This window comes from Staphylococcus sp. HMSC055A09 (assembly GCF_001809655.1).
Taxonomy (GTDB): Bacteria; Bacillota; Bacilli; order Staphylococcales; family Staphylococcaceae; genus Staphylococcus; species Staphylococcus capitis.
The window spans coordinates 575,606-596,946 of sequence record NZ_KV798369.1; the positions used below are offsets into that span (position 1 = coordinate 575,606).

At 32.8% G+C, this 21,341-nt stretch carries 21 protein-coding genes; 17 read left to right on the plus strand and 4 right to left on the minus strand.

Annotated elements, in window-relative coordinates; genetic code table 11:
- The first annotated feature begins 12 nt into the window (after positions 1 to 12).
- Both HMPREF2642_RS08340 and HMPREF2642_RS08345 read left to right on the plus strand, forming a co-directional pair.
- Positions 13 to 231 (plus strand): hypothetical protein, encoded by a 219-nt coding sequence (locus HMPREF2642_RS08340; RefSeq protein WP_030065305.1) that lies wholly within the window; start codon positions 13 to 15, stop codon positions 229 to 231.
- A gap of 374 nt (positions 232 to 605) precedes the next feature.
- On the plus strand, positions 606 to 1,007 hold the full coding sequence (locus HMPREF2642_RS08345; RefSeq protein ID WP_002435165.1) for a VOC family protein: 402 nt from the start codon (positions 606 to 608) through the stop codon (positions 1,005 to 1,007).
- A gap of 62 nt (positions 1,008 to 1,069) precedes the next feature.
- Here the strand turns inward: HMPREF2642_RS08345 and HMPREF2642_RS08350 are convergent, their stop codons facing one another.
- Positions 1,070 to 2,767, minus strand: coding sequence for an Rqc2 family fibronectin-binding protein (locus HMPREF2642_RS08350; RefSeq protein ID WP_002435182.1), 1,698 nt, complete (start codon positions 2,765 to 2,767; stop codon positions 1,070 to 1,072).
- Between the two features lie 360 nt (positions 2,768 to 3,127).
- Here HMPREF2642_RS08350 and gmk point away from each other — a divergent pair, with 360 nt between their 5' ends.
- The 4 genes from gmk (at position 3,128) to priA (ending at position 7,794) form a co-directional block, all read left to right on the plus strand.
- The gene (gmk, locus tag HMPREF2642_RS08355) at positions 3,128 to 3,751 is read left to right on the plus strand and encodes a guanylate kinase (protein ID WP_002435146.1); all 624 of its coding nucleotides are present in this window, start codon (positions 3,128 to 3,130) and stop codon (positions 3,749 to 3,751) included.
- Positions 3,751 to 3,963, plus strand: a complete 213-nt coding sequence (rpoZ, locus tag HMPREF2642_RS08360; RefSeq protein ID WP_002435135.1) for a DNA-directed RNA polymerase subunit omega — start codon at positions 3,751 to 3,753, stop codon at positions 3,961 to 3,963. Before gmk ends, rpoZ begins: the two co-directional genes overlap by 1 nt.
- A gap of 223 nt (positions 3,964 to 4,186) precedes the next feature.
- Positions 4,187 to 5,386, plus strand: a complete 1,200-nt coding sequence (gene coaBC, locus HMPREF2642_RS08365; RefSeq protein ID WP_030065308.1) for a bifunctional phosphopantothenoylcysteine decarboxylase/phosphopantothenate--cysteine ligase CoaBC — start codon at positions 4,187 to 4,189, stop codon at positions 5,384 to 5,386.
- Complete coding sequence (gene priA / locus HMPREF2642_RS08370) at positions 5,386 to 7,794, plus strand: primosomal protein N' (RefSeq protein WP_030065310.1); 2,409 nt, start codon at positions 5,386 to 5,388, stop codon at positions 7,792 to 7,794. Before coaBC ends, priA begins: the two co-directional genes overlap by 1 nt.
- A 111-nt stretch (positions 7,795 to 7,905) precedes the next feature.
- On the opposite strand, the gene HMPREF2642_RS08375 is transcribed toward priA, so the two are convergent.
- Positions 7,906 to 8,109 (minus strand): TM2 domain-containing protein, encoded by a 204-nt coding sequence (locus HMPREF2642_RS08375; protein WP_002435184.1) that lies wholly within the window; start codon positions 8,107 to 8,109, stop codon positions 7,906 to 7,908.
- A gap of 221 nt (positions 8,110 to 8,330) precedes the next feature.
- Between HMPREF2642_RS08375 and HMPREF2642_RS08380 the strand changes: the two genes are divergently transcribed.
- From HMPREF2642_RS08380 to pknB, 6 genes are read left to right on the plus strand one after another with little or no spacing between them, the layout of a single operon-like run.
- Positions 8,331 to 8,819, plus strand: a complete 489-nt coding sequence (locus HMPREF2642_RS08380; RefSeq protein WP_030065312.1) for a peptide deformylase — start codon at positions 8,331 to 8,333, stop codon at positions 8,817 to 8,819.
- Positions 8,812 to 9,744 (plus strand): methionyl-tRNA formyltransferase, encoded by a 933-nt coding sequence (gene fmt, locus HMPREF2642_RS08385; protein ID WP_030065314.1) that lies wholly within the window; start codon positions 8,812 to 8,814, stop codon positions 9,742 to 9,744. The genes HMPREF2642_RS08380 and fmt overlap by 8 nt, the downstream gene beginning before the upstream one ends.
- Complete coding sequence (rsmB, locus tag HMPREF2642_RS08390) at positions 9,741 to 11,048, plus strand: 16S rRNA (cytosine(967)-C(5))-methyltransferase RsmB (RefSeq protein ID WP_049428512.1); 1,308 nt, start codon at positions 9,741 to 9,743, stop codon at positions 11,046 to 11,048. Before fmt ends, rsmB begins: the two co-directional genes overlap by 4 nt.
- A gap of 2 nt (positions 11,049 to 11,050) precedes the next feature.
- Complete coding sequence (gene rlmN, locus HMPREF2642_RS08395; RefSeq protein ID WP_030065318.1) at positions 11,051 to 12,145, plus strand: dual-specificity RNA methyltransferase RlmN; 1,095 nt, start codon at positions 11,051 to 11,053, stop codon at positions 12,143 to 12,145.
- A gap of 6 nt (positions 12,146 to 12,151) precedes the next feature.
- A complete protein-coding gene (locus tag HMPREF2642_RS08400; protein WP_002435155.1) occupies positions 12,152 to 12,895 on the plus strand; it encodes a Stp1/IreP family PP2C-type Ser/Thr phosphatase in 744 nt (247 codons plus the stop codon).
- Complete coding sequence (gene pknB, locus HMPREF2642_RS08405) at positions 12,892 to 14,895, plus strand: Stk1 family PASTA domain-containing Ser/Thr kinase (RefSeq protein ID WP_030065322.1); 2,004 nt, start codon at positions 12,892 to 12,894, stop codon at positions 14,893 to 14,895. The genes HMPREF2642_RS08400 and pknB overlap by 4 nt, the downstream gene beginning before the upstream one ends.
- Before the next feature lie 64 nt (positions 14,896 to 14,959).
- On the opposite strand, the gene HMPREF2642_RS08410 is transcribed toward pknB, so the two are convergent.
- A complete protein-coding gene (locus HMPREF2642_RS08410; protein ID WP_030065324.1) occupies positions 14,960 to 16,147 on the minus strand; it encodes a CynX/NimT family MFS transporter in 1,188 nt (395 codons plus the stop codon).
- A 176-nt stretch (positions 16,148 to 16,323) separates the two neighbouring features.
- Between HMPREF2642_RS08410 and rsgA the strand changes: the two genes are divergently transcribed.
- Genes rsgA through HMPREF2642_RS08425 form a run of 3 tightly spaced genes read left to right on the plus strand, consistent with a single transcriptional unit; the run spans position 16,324 to position 18,485 of the window.
- Entirely contained in the window at positions 16,324 to 17,199 is an 876-nt protein-coding gene (gene rsgA / locus HMPREF2642_RS08415) for a ribosome small subunit-dependent GTPase A (RefSeq protein WP_030065326.1), read from the plus strand.
- Positions 17,199 to 17,843, plus strand: coding sequence for a ribulose-phosphate 3-epimerase (gene rpe, locus HMPREF2642_RS08420; RefSeq protein ID WP_070597778.1), 645 nt, complete (start codon positions 17,199 to 17,201; stop codon positions 17,841 to 17,843). The genes rsgA and rpe overlap by 1 nt, the downstream gene beginning before the upstream one ends.
- A 6-nt stretch (positions 17,844 to 17,849) precedes the next feature.
- Positions 17,850 to 18,485 (plus strand): thiamine diphosphokinase, encoded by a 636-nt coding sequence (locus HMPREF2642_RS08425; RefSeq protein WP_030065330.1) that lies wholly within the window; start codon positions 17,850 to 17,852, stop codon positions 18,483 to 18,485.
- A gap of 98 nt (positions 18,486 to 18,583) precedes the next feature.
- Here HMPREF2642_RS08425 and rpmB read toward each other — a convergent pair whose 3' ends face one another.
- Positions 18,584 to 18,772: a 50S ribosomal protein L28 gene (rpmB, locus tag HMPREF2642_RS08430; RefSeq protein ID WP_002435210.1), complete on the minus strand. Its 189-nt coding sequence runs from the start codon at positions 18,770 to 18,772 to the stop codon at positions 18,584 to 18,586.
- A gap of 366 nt (positions 18,773 to 19,138) precedes the next feature.
- Here rpmB and HMPREF2642_RS08435 point away from each other — a divergent pair, with 366 nt between their 5' ends.
- Positions 19,139 to 19,513 (plus strand): Asp23/Gls24 family envelope stress response protein, encoded by a 375-nt coding sequence (locus HMPREF2642_RS08435; protein ID WP_030065332.1) that lies wholly within the window; start codon positions 19,139 to 19,141, stop codon positions 19,511 to 19,513.
- A gap of 14 nt (positions 19,514 to 19,527) precedes the next feature.
- Positions 19,528 to 21,189: a fatty acid kinase catalytic subunit FakA gene (fakA, locus tag HMPREF2642_RS08440; RefSeq protein ID WP_030065334.1), complete on the plus strand. Its 1,662-nt coding sequence runs from the start codon at positions 19,528 to 19,530 to the stop codon at positions 21,187 to 21,189.
- Positions 21,190 to 21,341 lie beyond the last annotated feature (152 nt).

Below are 21,341 nucleotides of genomic sequence, written 5' to 3' on the forward strand. Positions count from 1 at the left end.
GGGGGAAAGTGAATGACTCAAAGAGATGAAAATAATCATCTTTATATTACGATGAAGCATTGTAATGATTTTCTAAAAAGACAAGATGATTATAGAACCCCAAAAAACTTAAAAAGTATTGACGAAAGTGTTCGAGATTTCTCAGAATCAGTAAATGATAATGCGTTTACACATTCTGGTGATATATTTAAAAGAGCTAAAGAAAGTTTACGTCATAAAGGTCAATTATAGACGAAAATTAAATATGAAAATTTTAAGAGCCAAAGTACTTGGAATTTCAAGACTTTGGCTCTTTCTCATTAGCGTATAAATACTTTAGTGAGCAACCAACCGATTAGTAAAACAATTAATAATATTAAAATGGGTAAACCGTAGTGAATTAACATCTTCCGTAAACCTCCCTATATATAAAATATTATATTCATATTGTTATGTGAGAATAAGATTAGGGTAAGCGATCTTATAAATCATCAAATAAACGAAGACATAGTTTTTTTCATCTGTATCACGATATTCTACAATATAAGAGTTATCATGTTAAAATAATATACGAGATACTTAAATTGGTAAAGTAATTAAATTTTTAAAACTAGGGGAGATATAAAGTGGAAATACCTAAAATAACAACATTTCTTATGTTTAACGACCAAGCTGAAGAAGCAATTAAGTTATATACAAGTTTATTCGAGGATAGTGAAATATTGACGATGGTTAAATATGATGAAGACGGCCCTGGTACTCCAGGATCAGTACAACACTCTATCTTTACTTTAAATGGTCAAGTATTTATGGCAATTGATGCTAATAATGGTGAAGAATTACCTATGAACCCTGCCATGTCATTATATGTCACTGTTAAGGATGCTATGGAAATGGAACGTTTATTTAGTGGTTTGAAAAAAGAAGGCGCTATTCTAATGCCTAAAACTGAAATGCCACCTTTTAGAGAATTTGCATGGGTGCAAGACAAGTTTGGCGTGAGTTTCCAACTCGCTTTACCAGAATAAGAATAAAATATATTAAAAACTCCGTACGGTAACTTATCAAGGTTATCGTACGGAGTTTTTTATTAAGATTCTTTCATTTGTTGAATTTTATCATAGTCAGGTGTTGCATATAATGTTTTTTGATTATCATATGTCACAAAGCCAGGTTTTGCACCTGAAGGTTTGTGAACATTTCTAATTTCTGTATAATCCACTGGAATTTGACCAGAATTTCCTGCTTTAGAGAAGTAACCAGCTAACATTGCAGCCTCTTTAATTGTTTCATCACTAGGACTATCATTTAAGATAACGACATGAGAACCTGGTATATCTTTAGTATGGAACCATATATGAGATTTTTGTGCTTTTTTATTTGTTAAGTAGTCATTCTGCTTATTATTTTTACCGACTAAGATCGTATCTCCGTCACTTGAGCGATACGTTTGTAGTTGAATTTGCGCATTCTTTTTCTTTTTAGTATTTTTACGCTGTTTCATGAAACCTTGGTCAGCTAATTCGTCACGAATATCATCTATATCGTCAACAGTAATATGTTCTAATTGTTGTTCAATATTTGAAAAGTAATCAATGTTTTCTTTCGTTAATTGTATTTGATGATCTAATTCATGTTCTCGTGTTTTTAGACGATTATACTGCTTATAGTAGTATTGAGCATTTACTGAAGGTGATTTGGTTGGATTGAGCGGAATGGTTACCTCTTCACCAGTATAATAATTTAGTGCTGTTACCGATTCATCACCTTGTTTAATTCTGTAAATGTTTGCAGTGATTAATTCACCATAAAGTTGTTGAGTTTCTTTATCCTTAGCACTCTCATATTCATCAATTAACTTACTTAATTTATTTTGTTGTTTTTGCAACTGTTGTTGTACAAATCTTACTAAATCATTTGCACGTTGTTTAACACGTTCTCGCTCTCCTCGAGCATCATAATAACGATCGAGTAAATCGTTAAGTGAATCATATTCTACTACATCATCATAAAACTGATTTAATTTCATAAAATAAAAATCTTCCTTGCCTGTCTCATGATTTTTATGAAAAACAGGGGTCGGAGATAATTGAGTTTCAGCCATAACTTCATCATATGCTTCAGGTAGCGTATCTTGCGTCATAAATTGTCGGCGACTAACTATTTCATTTGTAATAAGTGGGCTAAACCCTTCAAATGAATTTAATAATTGTTTAGAAATTTTACCTGAATTAAAATCAATATATTTTAGAGCCTCTTGTCCAGAAATTTCGTAAGGATTTAACTTATTTTGGCTTGGAGGAGCTTCATATTCAAACCCAGGCATTACCGTACGATATTGGTTAGTATTTGGTGTTAAATGCTTAAATCCTTCAATAATTTTACGATTTTCATCTACAAGAATAAGGTTACTGTGTTTACCCATAATTTCTAATATAATTGTACGATGCATTGTGTCGCCGATTTCATCTTTACTTTTTATATCAATTTCAACGCGACGGTCATTGCCAATTTGGCGTATATTTTCTATAAAGCCACCTTCTAAATGCTTACGAAAGACACGTGCGAACATAGGTGGATTAAATGGGTTATCATATTTTTTATCAGTAATTTGTAACCTTGAAAAGCTAGGGTGAATTGATAATAGTAATTGATGATTTTTGCGATTTTGTCGTACTACCATAATAATAGTATCGTTTTCCGGTTGATTGATTTTATGAATACGGCCTGAAACTAAACTTTGAAGTGATTCAACCATCTTTTTAGTGAATAAGCCATCATATGCCATATTTATCTGCCACCTTAAAAATTTTCATTCATCATATTTTAACATGCGTTGTTTATACGGTCATTGTTTTAGTTTTATAAAATATAAAATGGTGAATAATAGAAGTAAAATAATTTAATTTTTATGAAGGCATTAAGGCGTACTATTTATCAATATGAGAATTAATGGATTACATTAACTAAAGTTAATGCATTAAGAGTCACTAAATAGTTTTTTACTAGATTAAGGAATACATTAACTGAAGTTAATGCATTAAGGAGTACTATTTATCAATATGATAAAAGTACTCCTATACATTCTTTAGTTTGGTATGATATTATATTTAAATAATAGAAGAATAGCTTAGAGAGGTCGTAAGGCATGGATAATGAAAAAGGATTGCTAATTGTTCTTTCAGGTCCTTCTGGTGTTGGCAAAGGAACTGTTAGAAAACAGATTTTTGATGATCCCACTACTTCATATAAGTACTCTATATCAATGACTACTCGTAACATGCGCGAAGGTGAAGTAGATGGTGTAGATTACTTTTTCAAAACGAAAGAGCAGTTTGAAGAGTTAATTAAGGACGATCAATTTATTGAATATGCGGAATATGTAGGCAATTATTATGGTACGCCAGTTCAATATGTTAAAGATACTATGGATCAAGGTTACGATGTTTTCTTGGAAATAGAAGTTGAAGGCGCAAAACAAGTAAGAAAAAAATTTCCTGATGCATTGTTTATCTTCCTTGCGCCACCAAGTCTTGACGACTTAAGAGAGCGTTTAGTTGGCAGAGGCACTGAATCAGATGAGAAAATTCAAAGTCGTGTTAACGAAGCACGTAAAGAAGTTGAAATGATGAATCTATATGACTATGTAGTCGTAAATGATGAAGTTGAACTTGCTAAAAATCGAATTCAGTCTATAGTAGAAGCTGAACATTTAAAAAGAGAGCGCATCGAAGCTAAATATAGAAAAATGTTATTGGAGGCAAAAAAATAATGTTAAATCCACCGTTAAACCAACTTACTGCAAAAATTAATTCTAAATATCTTATCGCAACTACTGCCGCGAAAAGAGCGCGCGAGTTAGACGAAAAACATGAAACAGCACTTATTGAAAATTATCATTCAGCTAAACCAGTTGGTAGAGCTTTAGAAGAAATTGCTGATGGTAAAATTGAACCAGTCATTCCTGAAGAATACTTAGGTTAATATTTTTACTTTAATCTATAATTTTGACACACCTTATTAAGGACACATATTAGAGACGTGTGATCCGTAATGAATTAAGGTGTGTTTTTTTAATTATTAAACTTATTTGTGTATAATAAAATTAAATTTGAAGAACAGGTATCATGCTCTAATTAAGCATAGAACTTAAACATTTAAACCTTTTAAATGAATATTTTAAGTAAAGTATCAAGGAGATTATATAATGAAACACATTTTATTAGCTGTAACTGGTGGCATTGCAGCATATAAAGCGATAGATTTAACGAGTAAGCTAACACAAGCGGGTTATGAAGTGAGGGTAATGCTTTCTAACCATGCACAAGAGTTTGTCACACCACTTTCATTTCAAGCAATTAGCAGAAATCCAGTTTATACCAATACTTTTAAAGAAGAAACACCAGAAGAAATTCAACACGTGTCATTAGGTGACTGGGCAGATGCAATTATTATAGCGCCAGCTACAGCTAATACAATTGCGAAGTTAAGTGTTGGCATCGCTGACGACATTATTACATCAACATTACTTGCTACTGAAACACCGAAGTTTGTTGCACCAGCAATGAATGTGCACATGTATGAGAATCCTCGTACTCAACATAATATTGAAGTTCTCAGAGGAGATGGCTATCAATTCATTGAACCAGGAGATGGCTATTTAGCTTGTGGTTATGTAGCAAAAGGCCGAATGGAAGAACCATTGCAAATTGTGTCCGTGATTAACCAATTTTTCAACAATGATAAAGTTTCGTCTGATAGTTCATTTTCAGGAAAGAGAGCTTTAGTTACTGCAGGTCCTACGGTTGAAGTGATTGATCCGGTGAGATATGTTACAAATCGTTCTTCAGGTAAAATGGGTTTTGCAATAGCTGAGGCTCTTAGAGATAAAGGAGCTGAAGTAACACTCATAACTGGCCCTACGCAGTTAACTGATCCTACGGGTATAAACGTGATACATGTTCAAAGTGCAGAGGATATGTTTAATGCCGTAAAAGAAAGATATGATACACAAGATATTGTTTTTAAAGCAGCGGCTGTTTCAGACTATACACCCTCAGAAGTGCTTGAACATAAGATGAAGAAACGTGAAGGGGATTTATCTGTTACCTTCAAGCGTACTACTGACATCTTAAAGTATTTAGGTGATAACAAAAAACATCAATACTTAGTAGGCTTCGCTGCAGAAACTCAAAATATTGAAGCATATGCGCAAGATAAATTAGCGCGTAAGAATGCTGATGTCATTATCTCGAATAATGTAGGTGACCAATCTATAGGATTTAGTTCTGATGATAATGAATTGATGATGCATTTTAAGAATAAAGATGTGGTTAGTATAAAGAAGGGTAAAAAAGTAGAATTAGCTAAACAAATTTTAGATGAATTAGAAACTAGGTGGCAATGATGATTGCAAAAGTAATTGTTGATATACCATCCAAGAGTGTTGATTTTAAATTTGATTATATTGTGCCAACTCATTTAGAAAGTGTAGTTCAGGTTGGTGTGCGTGTAATTGTTCCATTTGGGCCTCGTACTATTCAAGGTTACGTGATGGATATTCAAGATAAGCCAGATGAAGATGTTAACATCTCCAAGCTTAAAGCTATTAAAGAAGTTCAAGATATTCAACCAGAGCTAACTACAGAGCTTGTTCAATTAAGCGAATGGATGAGTCATTATCATGTCACCAAACGTATATCTGTACTTGAAGCAATGTTGCCAAGTGCAATAAAAGCAAAATATAATAAAGCTTTTGAAATAATTAAGGGAAATGATTTATCTGAAACAATTTTGAAGAAATTTAATAAAGATGGTCATTATTTATACAAAGACGCGCAACATAATAATGATTTAGACGACATGCTTTCTCTAATGATAGAGGGATTGGTACAAGAAGTCACTTTATTATCTCAAAATATTAAGAAGAAAACACAAAGAGCAATTGCTATAAAAGAAGAATTCAATGGTGATGATGTTCTAGCTCGACTTGAAAAGTATGCGAAACAATATGATTTATACGCTTTCTTATTAGAAGAATCGCATCGTACCATATTTTTAAAAGAGATAGAAGATATTGGGTTCTCTAAGTCTAGCTTAGATTCTCTAATTAAAAAGGGCTACGTTGAAAAATATGATGCTGAGGTTAACCGTGATCCATTTGCGAATCGTATATTTGAACAAGAAGATAAACGTCAACTTACCACTGATCAACAACTTGCTTATGAAGCTGTTAAAAATAAAATTGATCATGATGAATCTAGAACATTTTTACTACATGGTGTAACAGGTTCAGGTAAAACTGAAGTTTACCTACAAACCATAGAAGCAGTTTTAAACAAAGGTAAAGAGGCGATGATGCTTGTACCAGAAATTGCACTTACGCCTCAAATGGTTTTACGATTTAAACGTCGTTTTGGAGATGATGTTGCTGTACTTCACTCAGGATTATCTAATGGTGAACGTTATGATGAATGGCAAAAAATCCGTGACGGGCGTGCACGTGTAAGTGTTGGTGCACGTTCGAGTGTGTTTGCACCTTTTAAAAATTTAGGAATTATTATTATTGATGAAGAACATGAATCTACATATAAACAAGAAGATTATCCAAGATATCATGCGAGAGATATTGCACAGTGGCGTAGTCAATATCATCATTGCCCTGTCATACTCGGAAGTGCGACACCAAGTTTAGAAACATATGCAAGAGCGGAGAAAGATGTTTACGAATTATTATCATTACCAAATAGAGTGAATCAACAAGCACTACCTCATATTGATATTGTAGACATGCGTGAAGAATTAAGCGAAGGGAATCGTTCTATGTTCTCCAATGCGCTTAAAGAAGCTATACAACAACGCTTAAATAAAAAAGAACAAATCGTACTTTTCTTAAATAGAAGAGGATATGCTTCATTTATGTTATGTAGAGATTGTGGGTACGTTCCGCAATGCCCTAACTGTGATATTTCATTGACATATCACAAAACGAGTGATCAACTAAAATGTCATTATTGTGGTTATCAAGAAACACCACCTAATTTATGCCCAAATTGTGAAAGTGATCATATTAGACAAGTAGGTACAGGAACACAACGTGTAGAGGAATTATTATATCAAGAATTTCCAGAATCAAGAATTATACGAATGGATGTAGATACAACTTCTAAGAAAGGTGCACATGAAAGATTATTAAATGACTTTGAAGCGGGTAAAGGGGATATCCTCTTAGGTACACAAATGATTGCAAAAGGTTTAGATTATCCTAATATCACATTAGTCGGAGTGTTGAATGCAGACACCATGCTTAATTTGCCTGATTTTCGGGCAAGTGAACGAACGTATCAATTATTGACTCAAGTTTCCGGTCGTGCTGGGCGCCATGAAAAAGAGGGTCAGGTCATCATACAAACATATAATCCGGAACATTATGCTATTGAAGATGTGAAACTTAACGATTACCTCACGTTTTATCAAAAAGAAATGAACTTTCGTAAACTAGGTAAATACCCACCTTATTATTTCTTAATCAATTTTACAATTTCTCATAGAGATATGAAAAAAGTGATGGAAGCGTCAAAACACATTCACCAAATATTATTGCAACATTTAAGTGAGAAAGCTTTAGTATTAGGCCCATCTCCTGCAGCATTATCTAGAATAAATAATGAATACCGTTTTCAAATATTAGTAAAGTATAAAAGTGAACCACAATTACATCAGGCACTTCAATATTTAGATGATTACTATCATGACCAGTATGTAAAAGAAAAATTAGCACTTAAAATTGATATTAACCCACAAATGATGATGTAATAATAAAAACGTGTACTAACAAGATAAATATAAAAAGGCAATTTCTGTATTAACTTTACAGAAATTGCCTTTTTTAAAATATATATTAGAAACAGCTATAAACTTCTAAATTTACATTGTAACATTACCATTTTCATCAGCTGGTCTGAATAGAGTTAAAATGGCACTGATAATAGCTAAAATATGAGGAATGGCTGTCCAACAGAATAAAAGATGCATAATACCCTGGAATGACTTACCAGCGTAAAATTTATGGATGCCGAAGCTCCCTAGAAAAACAGCTAATAAAATATATATCACTTTATTTACTTCCATGATGGTCACCTCCGGTCAGAAATTTAAGTTATTATTAAACTTACCTTACTTAGTATTTTATTAGGTCACAATATAAAATCAATTATTTTACTTTCTCTTTAATCAAATTCAGACTAAAGTTGCAAGAAATTTAAATAATTAATCACACTTTCAAGAAAGGTCGCAATTTCAATTTAAGTAAGTTATAATGATATGATGAATTTTAATGAGGAGCCGTTAGCATGACAGTAAAGAAATTGGTTAAGTCTACACATCCGTTACTAAAAAAAGAAAGCAAGATCGTGAATCAATATGATGACCAGTTAAAATCATTGTTAAAAGATTTGGAAGATACTCTATATGAAGAAGAGGCTGCTGCAATTAGTGCACCACAAATTGGTGTGAATCAACGTGTTGCATTAATCGATATGGAACTTGAAGGGCTTCTTCAATTAATCAACCCAGTCATAAAAAGTTATTCTGATGAGGAAATTACAGACCTTGAAGGTTCAGTTTCTTTACCTAATGTTTTTGGTGAAGTAACTAGAAGTAAAATGATTGTTTTACAATGCAATGATGTAAATGGAAATCAAGTTGAATTGACTGCTTATGATGATGTAGCTCGAATGATATTACATATGGTAGATCATTTAAATGGTATCCTTTTTACAGATAAAGCGAATCGTATTTTAAATGAAGATGAAGTGGAGGCATATTTTGAAAATGAGTAAAATTATATTTATGGGAACACCTGACTTTTCAACTAAAGTACTAGAAATGTTAATTGCAGAACATGACGTGATTGCAGTAGTGACACAACCCGATCGTCCAGTTGGTCGTAAAAAAGTCATGACACCACCACCAGTTAAAAAAGTAGCGCTTGAACATAACATTGATGTTTATCAGCCTGAAAAACTTAAAGATTCAGAAGAACTTGAAGAATTATTAACGTTAGATGCTGATTTAATTGTTACCGCTGCATTTGGCCAGTTACTACCTGAGTCTCTACTTAACGCACCACGTTTAGGAGCGATTAATGTACATGCTTCATTACTACCTAAATATCGTGGTGGAGCACCCATTCACCAAGCAATTATAGATGGTGAAGAAAAGACAGGTATAACGATAATGTATATGGTGAAAAAATTAGACGCTGGTAATATCATTTCTCAGAAAGCAATTAATATTGAGGAAGATGATAATGTAGGTACAATGCATGATAAATTAAGTTTCCTTGGTGCGGATTTACTCAAAGATACACTTCCTTCTATTATTAATGAAACGAATGACAGCATCCCTCAAGATGACTCAGAAGCGACATTTGCTTCTAACATTAGTAGAGAAGATGAACGAATTAATTGGAATCAAAGCGCTCAAGATATTCATAATCACATACGTGGCTTATCTCCATGGCCAGTAGCATATACCACTATGGATGACAAAAATCTTAAATTATATTCATCTCACATTATCTCAGGTAAGAATGGTGATCCTGGTAAAATCATTGAAACGACTAAAAAAGCTATCATTATTGGAACAGGTTCTAATGATGCTATTGCATTAACGGAAATGCAACTTGCTGGAAAAAAACGTATGTTAGTAGCTAATTATCTTAGTGGCGTTCAAGAGTCACTTGTAGGGAAGCAATTGATATGATGAATTCTGTAAGAGCCCATGCATTCGAAACTATCCAACATATATTAAATGAAGGCGCATATAGTAATTTAAAAATTAATGAAGTTTTATCTTCCAATATCATCGCTGATGTTGATCGGAATTTATTTACTGAGCTTGTTTATGGAACAATTAAACGAAAATATACATTGGATTATATTCTAAAACCTTTTGTTAAAACTAAAATAAAAGGGTGGGTACGCCAGCTTTTATGGATGAGTATTTATCAATATGTTTATCTCGACAAAGTTCCCGATCATGCGATTATTAATGAAGCAGTTGATATTGCTAAGCAAAGAGGTGGCCATCATAATGGTAATATCGTCAACGGTATTTTACGTTCAATGATGAGAAGTGAATTGCCTCATTTTCAAGAAATAAAAGATGATAAGAAACGAATTGCTTTAGAGTATAGTTTACCTAAATGGTTAGTTAATCATTGGGTTACGCATTATGGTCTTGTGACGACGGAAGAAATTGCTCAGTCATTATTAGCTCCTGTCAAGACAACAGTTAGAGCGAATATTTCACGTGGTTCTGTAGATGACATTATTAATAAATTGGAAAATGAAGGATTCAATGTTGAAAAAGATGATATTTTACCTTTTTGTTTGCATGTAAGTGGGCAAACTATTGTAAATTCAAGAGCGTTTAAAGATGGTTATGTCTCCATTCAAGATAAGAGTTCGATGATGGTAGCTCATATCATGAAGTTAGGTAGAGATGATAAAGTATTAGATGCTTGTAGTGCTCCTGGAGGAAAGGCTTGTCATATGGCGGAAATATTATCTCCAGAAGGGCAAATTGATGCTACAGATATACATTCCCATAAAATTGATCTTATTAAGCATAATATTAAAAAATTAAAGCTAGATAATATTCATGCGTTCCAACATGATGCAACTGAACCTTATGATGGGCTGTACGATAAAATTTTAGTCGATGCACCTTGTAGTGGTTTAGGTGTGTTAAGACATAAACCTGAAATAAAATATACTCAGTCTCAAGATAGTATTCAATCACTTGTTGATTTACAACTACAAATATTAGAGAATATTAAACATAATATTAAACCTGGTGGTACAATTACGTATTCAACATGTACAATAGAACAGATGGAAAATGAGAATGTAATTTATACATTTTTAAAACAAAACGAAGAGTTTGAATTTGAGCCTTTCCAACACCCTGTTACTGGAAAGCAAGTTAAGACATTACAGATATTACCACAAGATTTTGACTCTGATGGATTCTTTATAACTCAAATTAAAAGAAAGGAAAGTTAAGAATGATTACTGCAGAAAAAAAGAAAAAGAATAAGTTCTTACCTAATTTTGATAAACAATCGATTTATTCTTTGCGTTACGATGAAATGCAGCAGTGGTTGATTGATCATGGGCAACAAAAATTTAGAGCTAAACAAATTTTTGAATGGTTATATCAAAAAAGAGTGGATAGTATTGATGAAATGATGAATCTCTCTAAAGATTTACGTCAAGTTTTAAAAGATAATTTTGCGATGACTACGTTGACAACAGTAGTTAAACAAGAAAGTAAAGACGGAACGATTAAATTTTTATTTGAATTACAAGATGGTTATACAATTGAAACTGTATTGATGAGACATGAATACGGTAATTCAGTTTGTGTCACAACACAAGTGGGTTGTCGTATCGGTTGTACATTCTGTGCTTCAACTTTAGGTGGCTTAAAGCGAAACTTAGAAGCGGGCGAAATAGTATCTCAAGTACTAACAGTTCAAAAAGCTTTAGATGAAACAGATGAACGCGTCTCTCAAATCGTAATCATGGGCATTGGTGAACCTTTTGAAAATTATGATGAAATGATGGATTTCTTAAGAATCGTTAACGATGATAACAGCTTAAATATTGGGGCACGTCATATTACAGTGTCCACTTCTGGTATAATTCCTAGAATTTATGATTTCGCTGAAGAAGACATCCAAATCAATTTTGCAGTTAGTCTACATGGTGCTAAAGACGAAATTCGTTCTCGTTTAATGCCGATTAACCGAGCTTATAATGTTGAGAAATTAATGGAAGCAATTAAATATTATCAGGAACAAACTAATCGACGTGTTACATTTGAATATGGTTTATTCGGTGGAGTGAATGACCAACTAGAACATGCAAGAGATTTAGCACATCTAATTAAAAATTTAAATTGCCATGTTAATCTAATTCCAGTCAATCATGTACCTGAACGTAATTATGTGAAAACTCCAAAGGATGATATTTTTAAATTTGAAAAAGAATTAAAGAGATTAGGAATCAATGCTACAATAAGACGTGAACAAGGATCAGACATTGATGCAGCGTGTGGTCAATTAAGAGCAAAGGAACGACAAGTAGAAACGAGGTAAAGACATATGTTAAACGCACAATTTTTCACGGATACTGGTCAACACAGAGAAAAGAATGAAGACGCTGGCGGTATTTTTTATAACCAAACTCAGCAACAATTGTTAGTTTTATGCGATGGCATGGGTGGTCATAAAGCCGGTGAAGTAGCTAGTCAATTCGTTACGTATGAACTTCAAAAACGTTTTGAAGATGAAAACCTCATTGAAATCCATCAGGCTGAATCATGGTTGCGTTCAAACATTAAAGATATCAACTTTCATTTGTATAACTATGCTCAAGAAAATCCAGATTATCATGGTATGGGTACAACACTCGTGTGCGCTATTGTTTATGACAAGCAAGTTGTGGTAGCTAATGTTGGAGATTCTCGCGCTTATGTTATTAATCAAAGACAAATAGAGCAAATTACAAGTGATCATTCTTTTGTTAATCATCTCGTTGTCACTGGTCAAATTTCTAAAGAAGAAGCTTTTAATCATCCACAAAGAAATATCATCACTAAAGTTATGGGAACTGACAAACGCGTGTCACCTGATTTATTTGTTAAAAGAACTAACTTTTATGACTTCTTGTTATTAAATACAGATGGATTAACAGATTATGTTAGAGATTACGAAATCCAGGAGGAGCTTAATCAAGATGACACAATTGAATCACATTGTGAACGTCTAATGCGTTTAGCGATGTCCCATGACTCCAAAGATAATGTAAGTTTCATACTGTCATCGATAGAAGGTGACAAAGTATGATAGGAAAGATGGTTAATGAACGCTACAAAGTAATTGATAAACTTGGTGGCGGAGGAATGAGTATTGTATATTTAGCAGAAGATACAATACTTAATCGTAAAGTCGCAATAAAAGCTATTTCTATTCCACCTCGTGAAAAGGAAGAAACCTTAAAACGCTTTGAACGAGAGGTACATAATTCTTCTCAGCTATCACATGAAAATATAGTGAGTATGATTGATGTAGATGAAGAAGACGAATGTTTCTACCTAGTAATGGAATATATTGAAGGCCCTACATTAGCTGAATATATACATAGTCATGGTCCTCTAAGTGTAGAAACAGCAATAAAATTTACCGAGCAAATTTTAAGTGGTATCAAACACGCACATGATATGAGAATTGTGCATCGTGACATTAAACCACAAAATGTATTAATAGATAAAAACAAAACATTGAAAATCTTTGATTTTGGTATAGCTAAAGCGCTAAGTGAAACATCCTTAACACAGACGAATCACGTGCTCGGAACAGTACAATATCTTTCACCAGAACAGGCAAAAGGTGAATCAACTGATGAAGGTACAGATATTTACTCTATTGGTATAGTGCTATATGAAATGTTAGTAGGTGAACCTCCGTTTAATGGAGAAACTGCTGTTAGTATTGCCATTAAGCATATTCAAGATTCAATACCAAATATTACTACTGATAAACGCGAAGAAGTACCACAAGCGTTAAGTAATGTTGTGCTACGCGCTACTGAAAAAGATAAACATAATCGTTATCATACCGTTCAAGAAATGTGTGATGACTTAACGAGTGCTTTACATGAGAACCGTGCGAACGAGGAAAAATATGAACTAGATAAAACTAAAACAGTTCCGCTCACTAAAGATGAACTCAATAAAAAGATAAATGATACTCATAACGATGATGATTTAAATAAAACAATGCAAATCCCTATTGTTAACGAACCTGTACGTCAGCAAGAATTTCAATCGTTAGAAGGTCGCTATTCATCACCACCTAAAAAGAAACACTCTAAGATGAAAATCACTGTCCTATCTTTAATATTTGCGTTATTGTTAGCGGGATTAGTTGGTTTTATAGGTATGGGTGTTTTTGGTAGTAAGTATGAGGAAATGCCAGATTTATCAGGAAAAACTGAAAAAGAAGCAGAGCAAATATTAAAGGATCATCATTTGACCATGGGTGACATATCTAGGAAATATAGTGATAAATATCCTGAAAACCAAATCATCAAATCTGAACCCAATAGCGGTGAACGGGTAGAAGAAGGAGAAGCGATTGATATTATTCTTTCTAAAGGTCCTCAAAAAGTAAAAATGCCAAATCTTGTAGGACTGCCTAAAGATGAAGCAGTTAAAAAGCTGAAAAATTTAGGTTTAAAAGATATTGATGTTGAACAAGCTTATAGTCACTCAGTAGACAAAGGTTTAATTTCAGAACAAAGTGTTGAAGCAAATAGTGAAGTTGCTCTAAATGATCATCACATTAAAATCTATGAGTCACTAGGTGTGCGTCAAGTTTATGTGAGTGATTTTGAAAATAAATCTTATTCATCAGCCAAAAAAGAGTTGGAATCTAAAGGATTTAAAGTACAAGCTACTCAAGAAAATGATGATAAAGTTAAAAAAGGAAATATTATATCTCAATCACCTAAAAATAAATCTGTAGATGAAGGTTCTATAATTAATTTAACAGTTTCAAAAGGCAAGTCAGGTGAGGACGATGATGACAGTGATGATAGCGATGTGAAATCAACGTCTGAAACAGTTAAAGTGCCCTACTCAGGTAGTAAAGGTAAAAGCCAAACAGTAGAAGTCTTTATAAGAGACAAAGATAACTCTGGAAATTCCGCATCTCAAACTTTTAAAATTACTAAGGATAAAACAATAAGCATACCTTTAAAAATAGAAAAAGGTAAAACTGCGGGATACACTGTACGTGTTGATAATAAAATTGTTGCCGATAAAGATGTTGGCTACGATGACTAATAATAAAATACAAAATGAGCCCCTTTCAACTTTTGAAAGGGGCTCATTTTGTAATATTCTGTATTTATTTCGCTTTCGTTTGTTCAATAGTTGTTTGACTACCTGCTTTCGTTCCGAATAGAAGAATGAGTAGTGAAGTAACTAATAGCACACTTAGTGAAAGTGTCCAGTTATGCGTGATATCGTGGAAAATTCCAAATAAGAATGGGCCAATAGCAGCTAATAAGTAACCAATAGACTGTGCCATCCCAGACAATTTCGCTGCTGTTTGTCCACTTTCGGTACGTACAACAAATAATGTGTTAGCTAATCCAAATGCTAGACCACTTGCTACACCTATTAGTATGATGCCTAACCATACATATTTGTAATCAACGAATATTAAACAAAGTACACCTATCATGAATAGAACGCTCGTTAATAACGTTAAGGGTACTTGTGATTTCATTTTTGTAGCAACAATAGGTGTGATGAAAGTTAAAGGTATAATAGCGATTTGTAATATTGATACGTAAATACCTGAAGTTTGTATAGATATGCCATGATCCGTGAGTAATTCTGGTAACCAATTAATAATTGTATAAAAGATCAGAGATTGTGCTCCCATAAAAATGGTTACTCTCCAAGCCAATAGAGACTTCCAAATGTTGATTTGACTATGAACAGAGTTGGTAGCTTTAGGTGGTTGTTGCTTCAGTTGAAAAGTCCAAATTATAATTGTGAATAATGTAATAATAGACATTAGTCCTAATGCAATTGCATAGTTATAACGAGAGGTTAACGGACTTATGACTGAAGAACTTAAACTTCCAACTACATTCATTACTACGGTATATAGCCCTGTCATGATACCAATATGAAAGGGAAATCGTGTTTTGACTATGGCTGGTGCTAATACATTGCCAAACGCAATACCTATACCAATCAGTGTTGTGCCAATATAAAGCCAACTCAATCCAATTATTGAACGTAATAAAATACCTATAAATATAAAGATTAAAGCTACAAATATTGTTCGTTCTAATCCAAATGTATTGCCTATTTTTGACGCAAAAAATGATACAACTCCAAATGCTATTAAAGGTACTACAGTCATTAAACTAAGTGCACTATTAGTTGTATGTAATGTATCTTTAATTGAAGGTAACGCCACGCCAACAGAGGTAATGGGTGCTCGTAAATTTGCTGCTACCAACATGATTCCAATTAATAATAAAAAATTAATGTGCCTGTCTAAATTTTGCTTAGGCATGACTATCCCTCCTCTTTCACAGATGTAAAAATCGTATCACTTGCTTAGAAAAGTGACAAGATAGTTTTATCGATTTTTAATCAAAATATATACTATTGAGAAACGAAGTTATACGTATTATATTTATAACGATTTTGATATACTATGAATAGAAAAAAATCTAGAGAGGTGTCGATTTGAAGACTGGACGTATCGTCAAATTAATTAGTGGTGTCTACCAAGTAGATGTTGATGGTGTTCGATTTGACACTAAGCCACGAGGATTGTTTAGAAAGAAAAAATTTTCTCCAGTAGTAGGAGATATCGTCGATTTTGAAGTTCAAAATGAACAAGAAGGCTATATTCATCATGTTCATGACAGAGACAATGAACTCAAACGACCACCTGTCAGTAACATTGATGAGCTTGTTATTGTAATGAGTGCTGTTGAGCCTCAATTTTCAACTCAATTACTTGATCGTTTCTTAGTCGTAGCACATTCTTATGATTTAGAACCTCGTATATTAATTACTAAGAAAGATTTAACGACACAGGATGATCAAGAATATATTCAAGCTATGCTAGACCTATATCAAGATATAGGATATCCTACACAGTTTATTAGTAAAAATGATGATAGGGTCTCTATTGTAGATGAGTGGAATCATGGTTTAATTGTTTTAAGTGGACAATCAGGTGTAGGTAAAACTACTTTTCTTAATCATTATCGCCCAGAGTTAAACCTTGAAACAAATGATATCTCTAAATCATTGAATAGAGGTAAGCATACGACGAGACATGTTGAATTATATGAGAGAAATCATGGATTTATTGCTGATACGCCAGGATTTAGTGCGCTTGATTTTGATCATATTGAAAAGGATGAACTTAAAAATTACTTCGTTGATATTAAGGACGCGGGACAAGATTGTAAATTTAGAAATTGTAATCATATCAAAGAACCTAAATGTAATGTTAAACATTTAGTTGATGAGGGGAAAATTGCTCAATTTAGATATGAGCATTATTTACAGTTATTTAATGAAATCTCTAATAGAAAGGTACGATATTGATGGTTAAGGTTTTACCTTCACTTTTATCCGTTGATTTTTTAAATTTAAAAGAGGAATTAGATCATTTAGAAAAAGCGAATGTTGATGGCTTACACTTCGATGTGATGGATGGGAAATTTGTACCTAATATTTCGATAGGTATACCACTTTTAGATGCAATACGCAGTTATTCTAACCTACCAATTGACGTACATTTGATGATCGAACAGCCTGAAAACTATATTCAATTATTTGCAGATCATGGCGCAGATATGATTTCAGTGCATGTTGAAGCTACACCTCATATACACCGTGCAATTGAAGAAATTAAATTACTTAACAAGAAAGCTGGAGTTGTAATCAATCCAGGCACACCTGTAGAGTCCATTTTACCTGTGTTAAGTATTGTAGATTATGTTTTGGTTATGACAGTTAATCCTGGATTTGATGGGCAATCATTTATTGAACAATGTATTAATAAAATCGAACAACTTAACCAAATAAAACATGAGAATAATCTTACATTTGATATTGAAGTTGATGGTGGCATTAATGATTCAACAAGTAAATATTGTGTAGAGCAGGGAGCAACAATGCTTGTTACAGGTTCATACTTTTTTAAACAAAATGATTATGCAAAGGTCACTAATGCATTGAAAGGCTAATTTATTATGAAAATTAATTTGTTATGTTCGGATCGATTATTGCCCACTCAATTATTTAAGTTAGAACAACAATCACAATGGGCCGGTATTGATAGAGGTGCATTGATACTAGTTGAAAATGGTATAGAGCCTGTATTTTCAGTAGGAGATTTCGACTCGGTTAATGAAGAGGAACGTCATATATTAAAAGATCAATTAAATATTCATCCAGTAAAAGCTGAAAAAGATGATACTGATCTCGCTCTAGGCGTGCAAAAAGCCGTTCAACAAGGATATTCTACAATAACTATTTACGGAGCAACTGGCGGGAGATTAGACCATTTTATGGGTGTACTTCAAATTTTACAAAAGCCTGAATATTTAGAGCGTCATATTCATCTTCGAGTTATAGATGTTCAAAATGAAATTACATTACTCAACGAAGGTGAACATCAAGTTAAACAAGATAGCACCTATCCATACATTTCATTTATTCCATTAAATGATGAAGTAAGTTTGTCTTTAGAAGGGTTTAAATATAATTTGAGCAATGAATATTTAGAATTGGGGTCAACATTAACTATTTCTAATGAAATTACAACAAAGGTTGCAAAAGTCAATGTGGAAAAGGGCACTGTCTTACAAATGAGAAGTACTGATTAAAATTTTTATAATAATAAAAAAGACCTTAGAAGCAAATTGCCTCTAAGGTCTAAAAATGTGCTCCTCCACATAAGGACATTTTTTGTGCATTATATTTATTAAACTCTAGTAACTTTACCAGATTTTAAAGCACGTGCAGAAACCCAAACTTTTTTTGGTTTTCCGTCTACAAGAATTCTAACTTTTTGAAGGTTAGCGTTCCATCTGCGTTTGTTCGCATTTAAAGCGTGTGAACGATTATTACCAGTCGAAGCTTTACGACCTGTTACGTAACATTGTTTACCCATGAAAGTACCTCCTTTAATAAATATAAATACACATTACTACTTACATACTTTATTAAGATAACACATAAAGGGTAATTGAGCAATAAATATTTAAGCTAATTAAAATCTAATACGCTATATCTGTCATTATTATGGTATAATTGTAAGCTGTGGAGTTATATAGTATGATACTGTAAAGCAATAGTTGAAATTATACAATTAAATTATAATTTAGGTAGAATGATAACGAAATTGAAACGATTAGTAATTGTTAATTTTTTACAATTGCTCTATTTTTTAGAAATTTTGAATTAAAGAATTTAAAATATTAAGATAAAGCTTAAACACCTTTAACATAAACCATGAGAATTCCAGGAGGAAACAAAAATGACATTAGAAATTTCAAATGATTATGGCAAAATTGATATTTCAAATGAAGTGATTGCATCTGTAGTAGGTGGTAAAGCCGTTGAAAGTTATGGCATAGTTGGTATGGCATCTAGACAACAAGTAAGGGACGGTATTGCTGAAATTCTAGGACATGATAACTATGCTAAAGGCATTAAAGTAAGAGAAGAAAATGGCACGATAGATGTAGATATGTATATTATTGTGAGTTACGGAGTGAAAATTTCTGAAGTAGCAAGTAATCTTCAATCAACAGTTAAATATACACTTGAAAAAACACTTAATGTAAAAGTCAAATCTATTAATATTTTCGTACAAGGTGTACGTGTAAACGATACAGGCAAAAAGGTTTAGGAGGACATCGTGAAATGATTAGCAAAATAAATGGTAAATTATTTGCCGATATGATTATACAAGGGGCTCAAAATTTATCAAATAATGCAGATTTAGTAGATTCATTAAATGTATATCCTGTACCAGATGGAGATACTGGGACGAACATGAATCTAACAATTACTTCTGGTCGTGAGGAAGTAGAAAATAATTTATCTCAAAATATTGGTGAATTAGGAAAGACGTTCTCTAAAGGATTACTTATGGGGGCACGTGGTAATTCGGGCGTAATTCTTTCTCAATTATTTAGAGGTTTTTGTAAAAACATTGAAAATAATGATGAAATCAACGCACAGCAATTAGCTGAGAGTTTTCAAGCAGGAGTAGAAACTGCATATAGAGCTGTAATGAAACCAGTTGAAGGAACAATTTTAACTGTAGCTAAAGATGCAGCAGCTGCATCAGTTGATAAAGCTCAAGATACAGAAGATTGTATTGAACTTATGGAACATACTATACAAGCTGCCAAGGAATCATTAGACAATACACCTAATTTATTGCCAGTGCTTAAAGAAGTAGGAGTCGTTGACAGTGGTGGTAAGGGATTATTATGCGTTTATGAAGGATTTCTTAAAGGCCTAAAAGGAGAAAAAGTAGAAGCGCAAGCTCCTAAATTAGATACCGAATCACTTGTCAATGATGATCATGATTTCCACGGTGTTATCAATACAGAAGATATTGTCTATGGTTATTGTACTGAAATGATGGTTCGTTTTGGTAAAAATAAAAAACCGTTTGAAGAACAAGAATTTAGAAATGATATGAGTGAATTTGGTGATTCATTACTTGTAATCAATGATGATGAAATTGTAAAAGTCCATGTTCACACTGAACATCCTGGCGATGTATTTAATTATGGTCAACAGTATGGCGAATTAATTAAACTCAAAGTTGAAAATATGAGAGAGCAACACAGAGAGGTTATCCGCAAAGAACAAAGCGGACAAGAACAAAAGGATAATGCAGATGAACCTAATACAGTAGAAACAGCTGTGATTACAATTTCTATGGGTGAAGGTATTTCTGAATTGTTTAAATCTATGGGTGCTACACACATTATTAGTGGAGGACAGACAATGAATCCTTCAACAGAGGACATTGTCAAAGTTATTGAGCAATCACAATGTAAACGTGCAATTATCTTACCTAATAACAAAAATATTTTAATGGCAAGTGAACAAGCAGCAAATATCGTTGATGTTGATACTGTAGTGATTCCAACTAAATCGATACCTCAAGGTATTACTGCTTTATTCCAATATGACGAAGAATCATCTCTTGAAGATAATAAGAATTATATGGAAACAGCACTTGAGGCAGTTCAATCAGGTTCAGTGACTTATGCAGTACGTGATACTAAAATCGATGGTATTGAAATTAAAAAAGATGAATTTATGGGTCTAGCAGAAGACAAAATTGTAACAAGCGATGCTGATCAATTAACAGCAGTAAAAGGTCTATTAGACAAATTACTTACGGACGATAGTGAAATTTTAACTATGATAAGTGGGGAAGAATCTGATCAAGAAGTCACAGAACAATTAAGTGAATGGATTGAAGAAACTTATCCAGATGTAGAAGTTGAACAACATGAAGGCGGTCAACCAATTTATCAGTATTTCTTTGCAGTTGAATAGCAATTTCATACTTTTTATATAACAGTAATTTCTATTTTAAAGAGATAGGAATTACTGTTTTTTTATGTTGAATTTTGTTTTGGAAAACTAAGTTAAAAAAGTATAATAAGAATTTTCATATAATTCCCAATTTAGCTAATATTGTGCGTGTT

Bases quoted from the DNA above. Each gene is read 5' to 3' on its own strand.
- coaBC (WP_030065308.1), top strand. From the start codon at position 4,187: ATGAAACACATTTTATTAGCTGTAACTGGTGGCATTGCAGCATATAAA.
- HMPREF2642_RS08410 (WP_030065324.1), bottom strand. From the start codon at position 16,147: ATGCCTAAGCAAAATTTAGACAGGCACATTAATTTTTTATTATTAATT.
- HMPREF2642_RS08400 (WP_002435155.1), top strand. From the start codon at position 12,152: ATGTTAAACGCACAATTTTTCACGGATACTGGTCAACACAGAGAAAAG.
- pknB (WP_030065322.1), top strand. From the start codon at position 12,892: ATGATAGGAAAGATGGTTAATGAACGCTACAAAGTAATTGATAAACTT.
- priA (WP_030065310.1), top strand. From the start codon at position 5,386: ATGATTGCAAAAGTAATTGTTGATATACCATCCAAGAGTGTTGATTTT.
- rlmN (WP_030065318.1), top strand. From the start codon at position 11,051: ATGATTACTGCAGAAAAAAAGAAAAAGAATAAGTTCTTACCTAATTTT.
- HMPREF2642_RS08435 (WP_030065332.1), top strand. From the start codon at position 19,139: ATGACATTAGAAATTTCAAATGATTATGGCAAAATTGATATTTCAAAT.
- rpmB (WP_002435210.1), bottom strand. From the start codon at position 18,772: ATGGGTAAACAATGTTACGTAACAGGTCGTAAAGCTTCGACTGGTAAT.
- HMPREF2642_RS08425 (WP_030065330.1), top strand. From the start codon at position 17,850: ATGAAAATTAATTTGTTATGTTCGGATCGATTATTGCCCACTCAATTA.
- HMPREF2642_RS08375 (WP_002435184.1), bottom strand. From the start codon at position 8,109: ATGGAAGTAAATAAAGTGATATATATTTTATTAGCTGTTTTTCTAGGG.
- HMPREF2642_RS08340 (WP_030065305.1), top strand. From the start codon at position 13: ATGACTCAAAGAGATGAAAATAATCATCTTTATATTACGATGAAGCAT.
- gmk (WP_002435146.1), top strand. From the start codon at position 3,128: ATGGATAATGAAAAAGGATTGCTAATTGTTCTTTCAGGTCCTTCTGGT.
- rsmB (WP_049428512.1), top strand. From the start codon at position 9,741: ATGATGAATTCTGTAAGAGCCCATGCATTCGAAACTATCCAACATATA.
- HMPREF2642_RS08350 (WP_002435182.1), bottom strand. From the start codon at position 2,767: ATGGCATATGATGGCTTATTCACTAAAAAGATGGTTGAATCACTTCAA.
- rpe (WP_070597778.1), top strand. From the start codon at position 17,199: ATGGTTAAGGTTTTACCTTCACTTTTATCCGTTGATTTTTTAAATTTA.
- rpoZ (WP_002435135.1), top strand. From the start codon at position 3,751: ATGTTAAATCCACCGTTAAACCAACTTACTGCAAAAATTAATTCTAAA.
- fakA (WP_030065334.1), top strand. From the start codon at position 19,528: ATGATTAGCAAAATAAATGGTAAATTATTTGCCGATATGATTATACAA.
- HMPREF2642_RS08380 (WP_030065312.1), top strand. From the start codon at position 8,331: ATGACAGTAAAGAAATTGGTTAAGTCTACACATCCGTTACTAAAAAAA.
- fmt (WP_030065314.1), top strand. From the start codon at position 8,812: ATGAGTAAAATTATATTTATGGGAACACCTGACTTTTCAACTAAAGTA.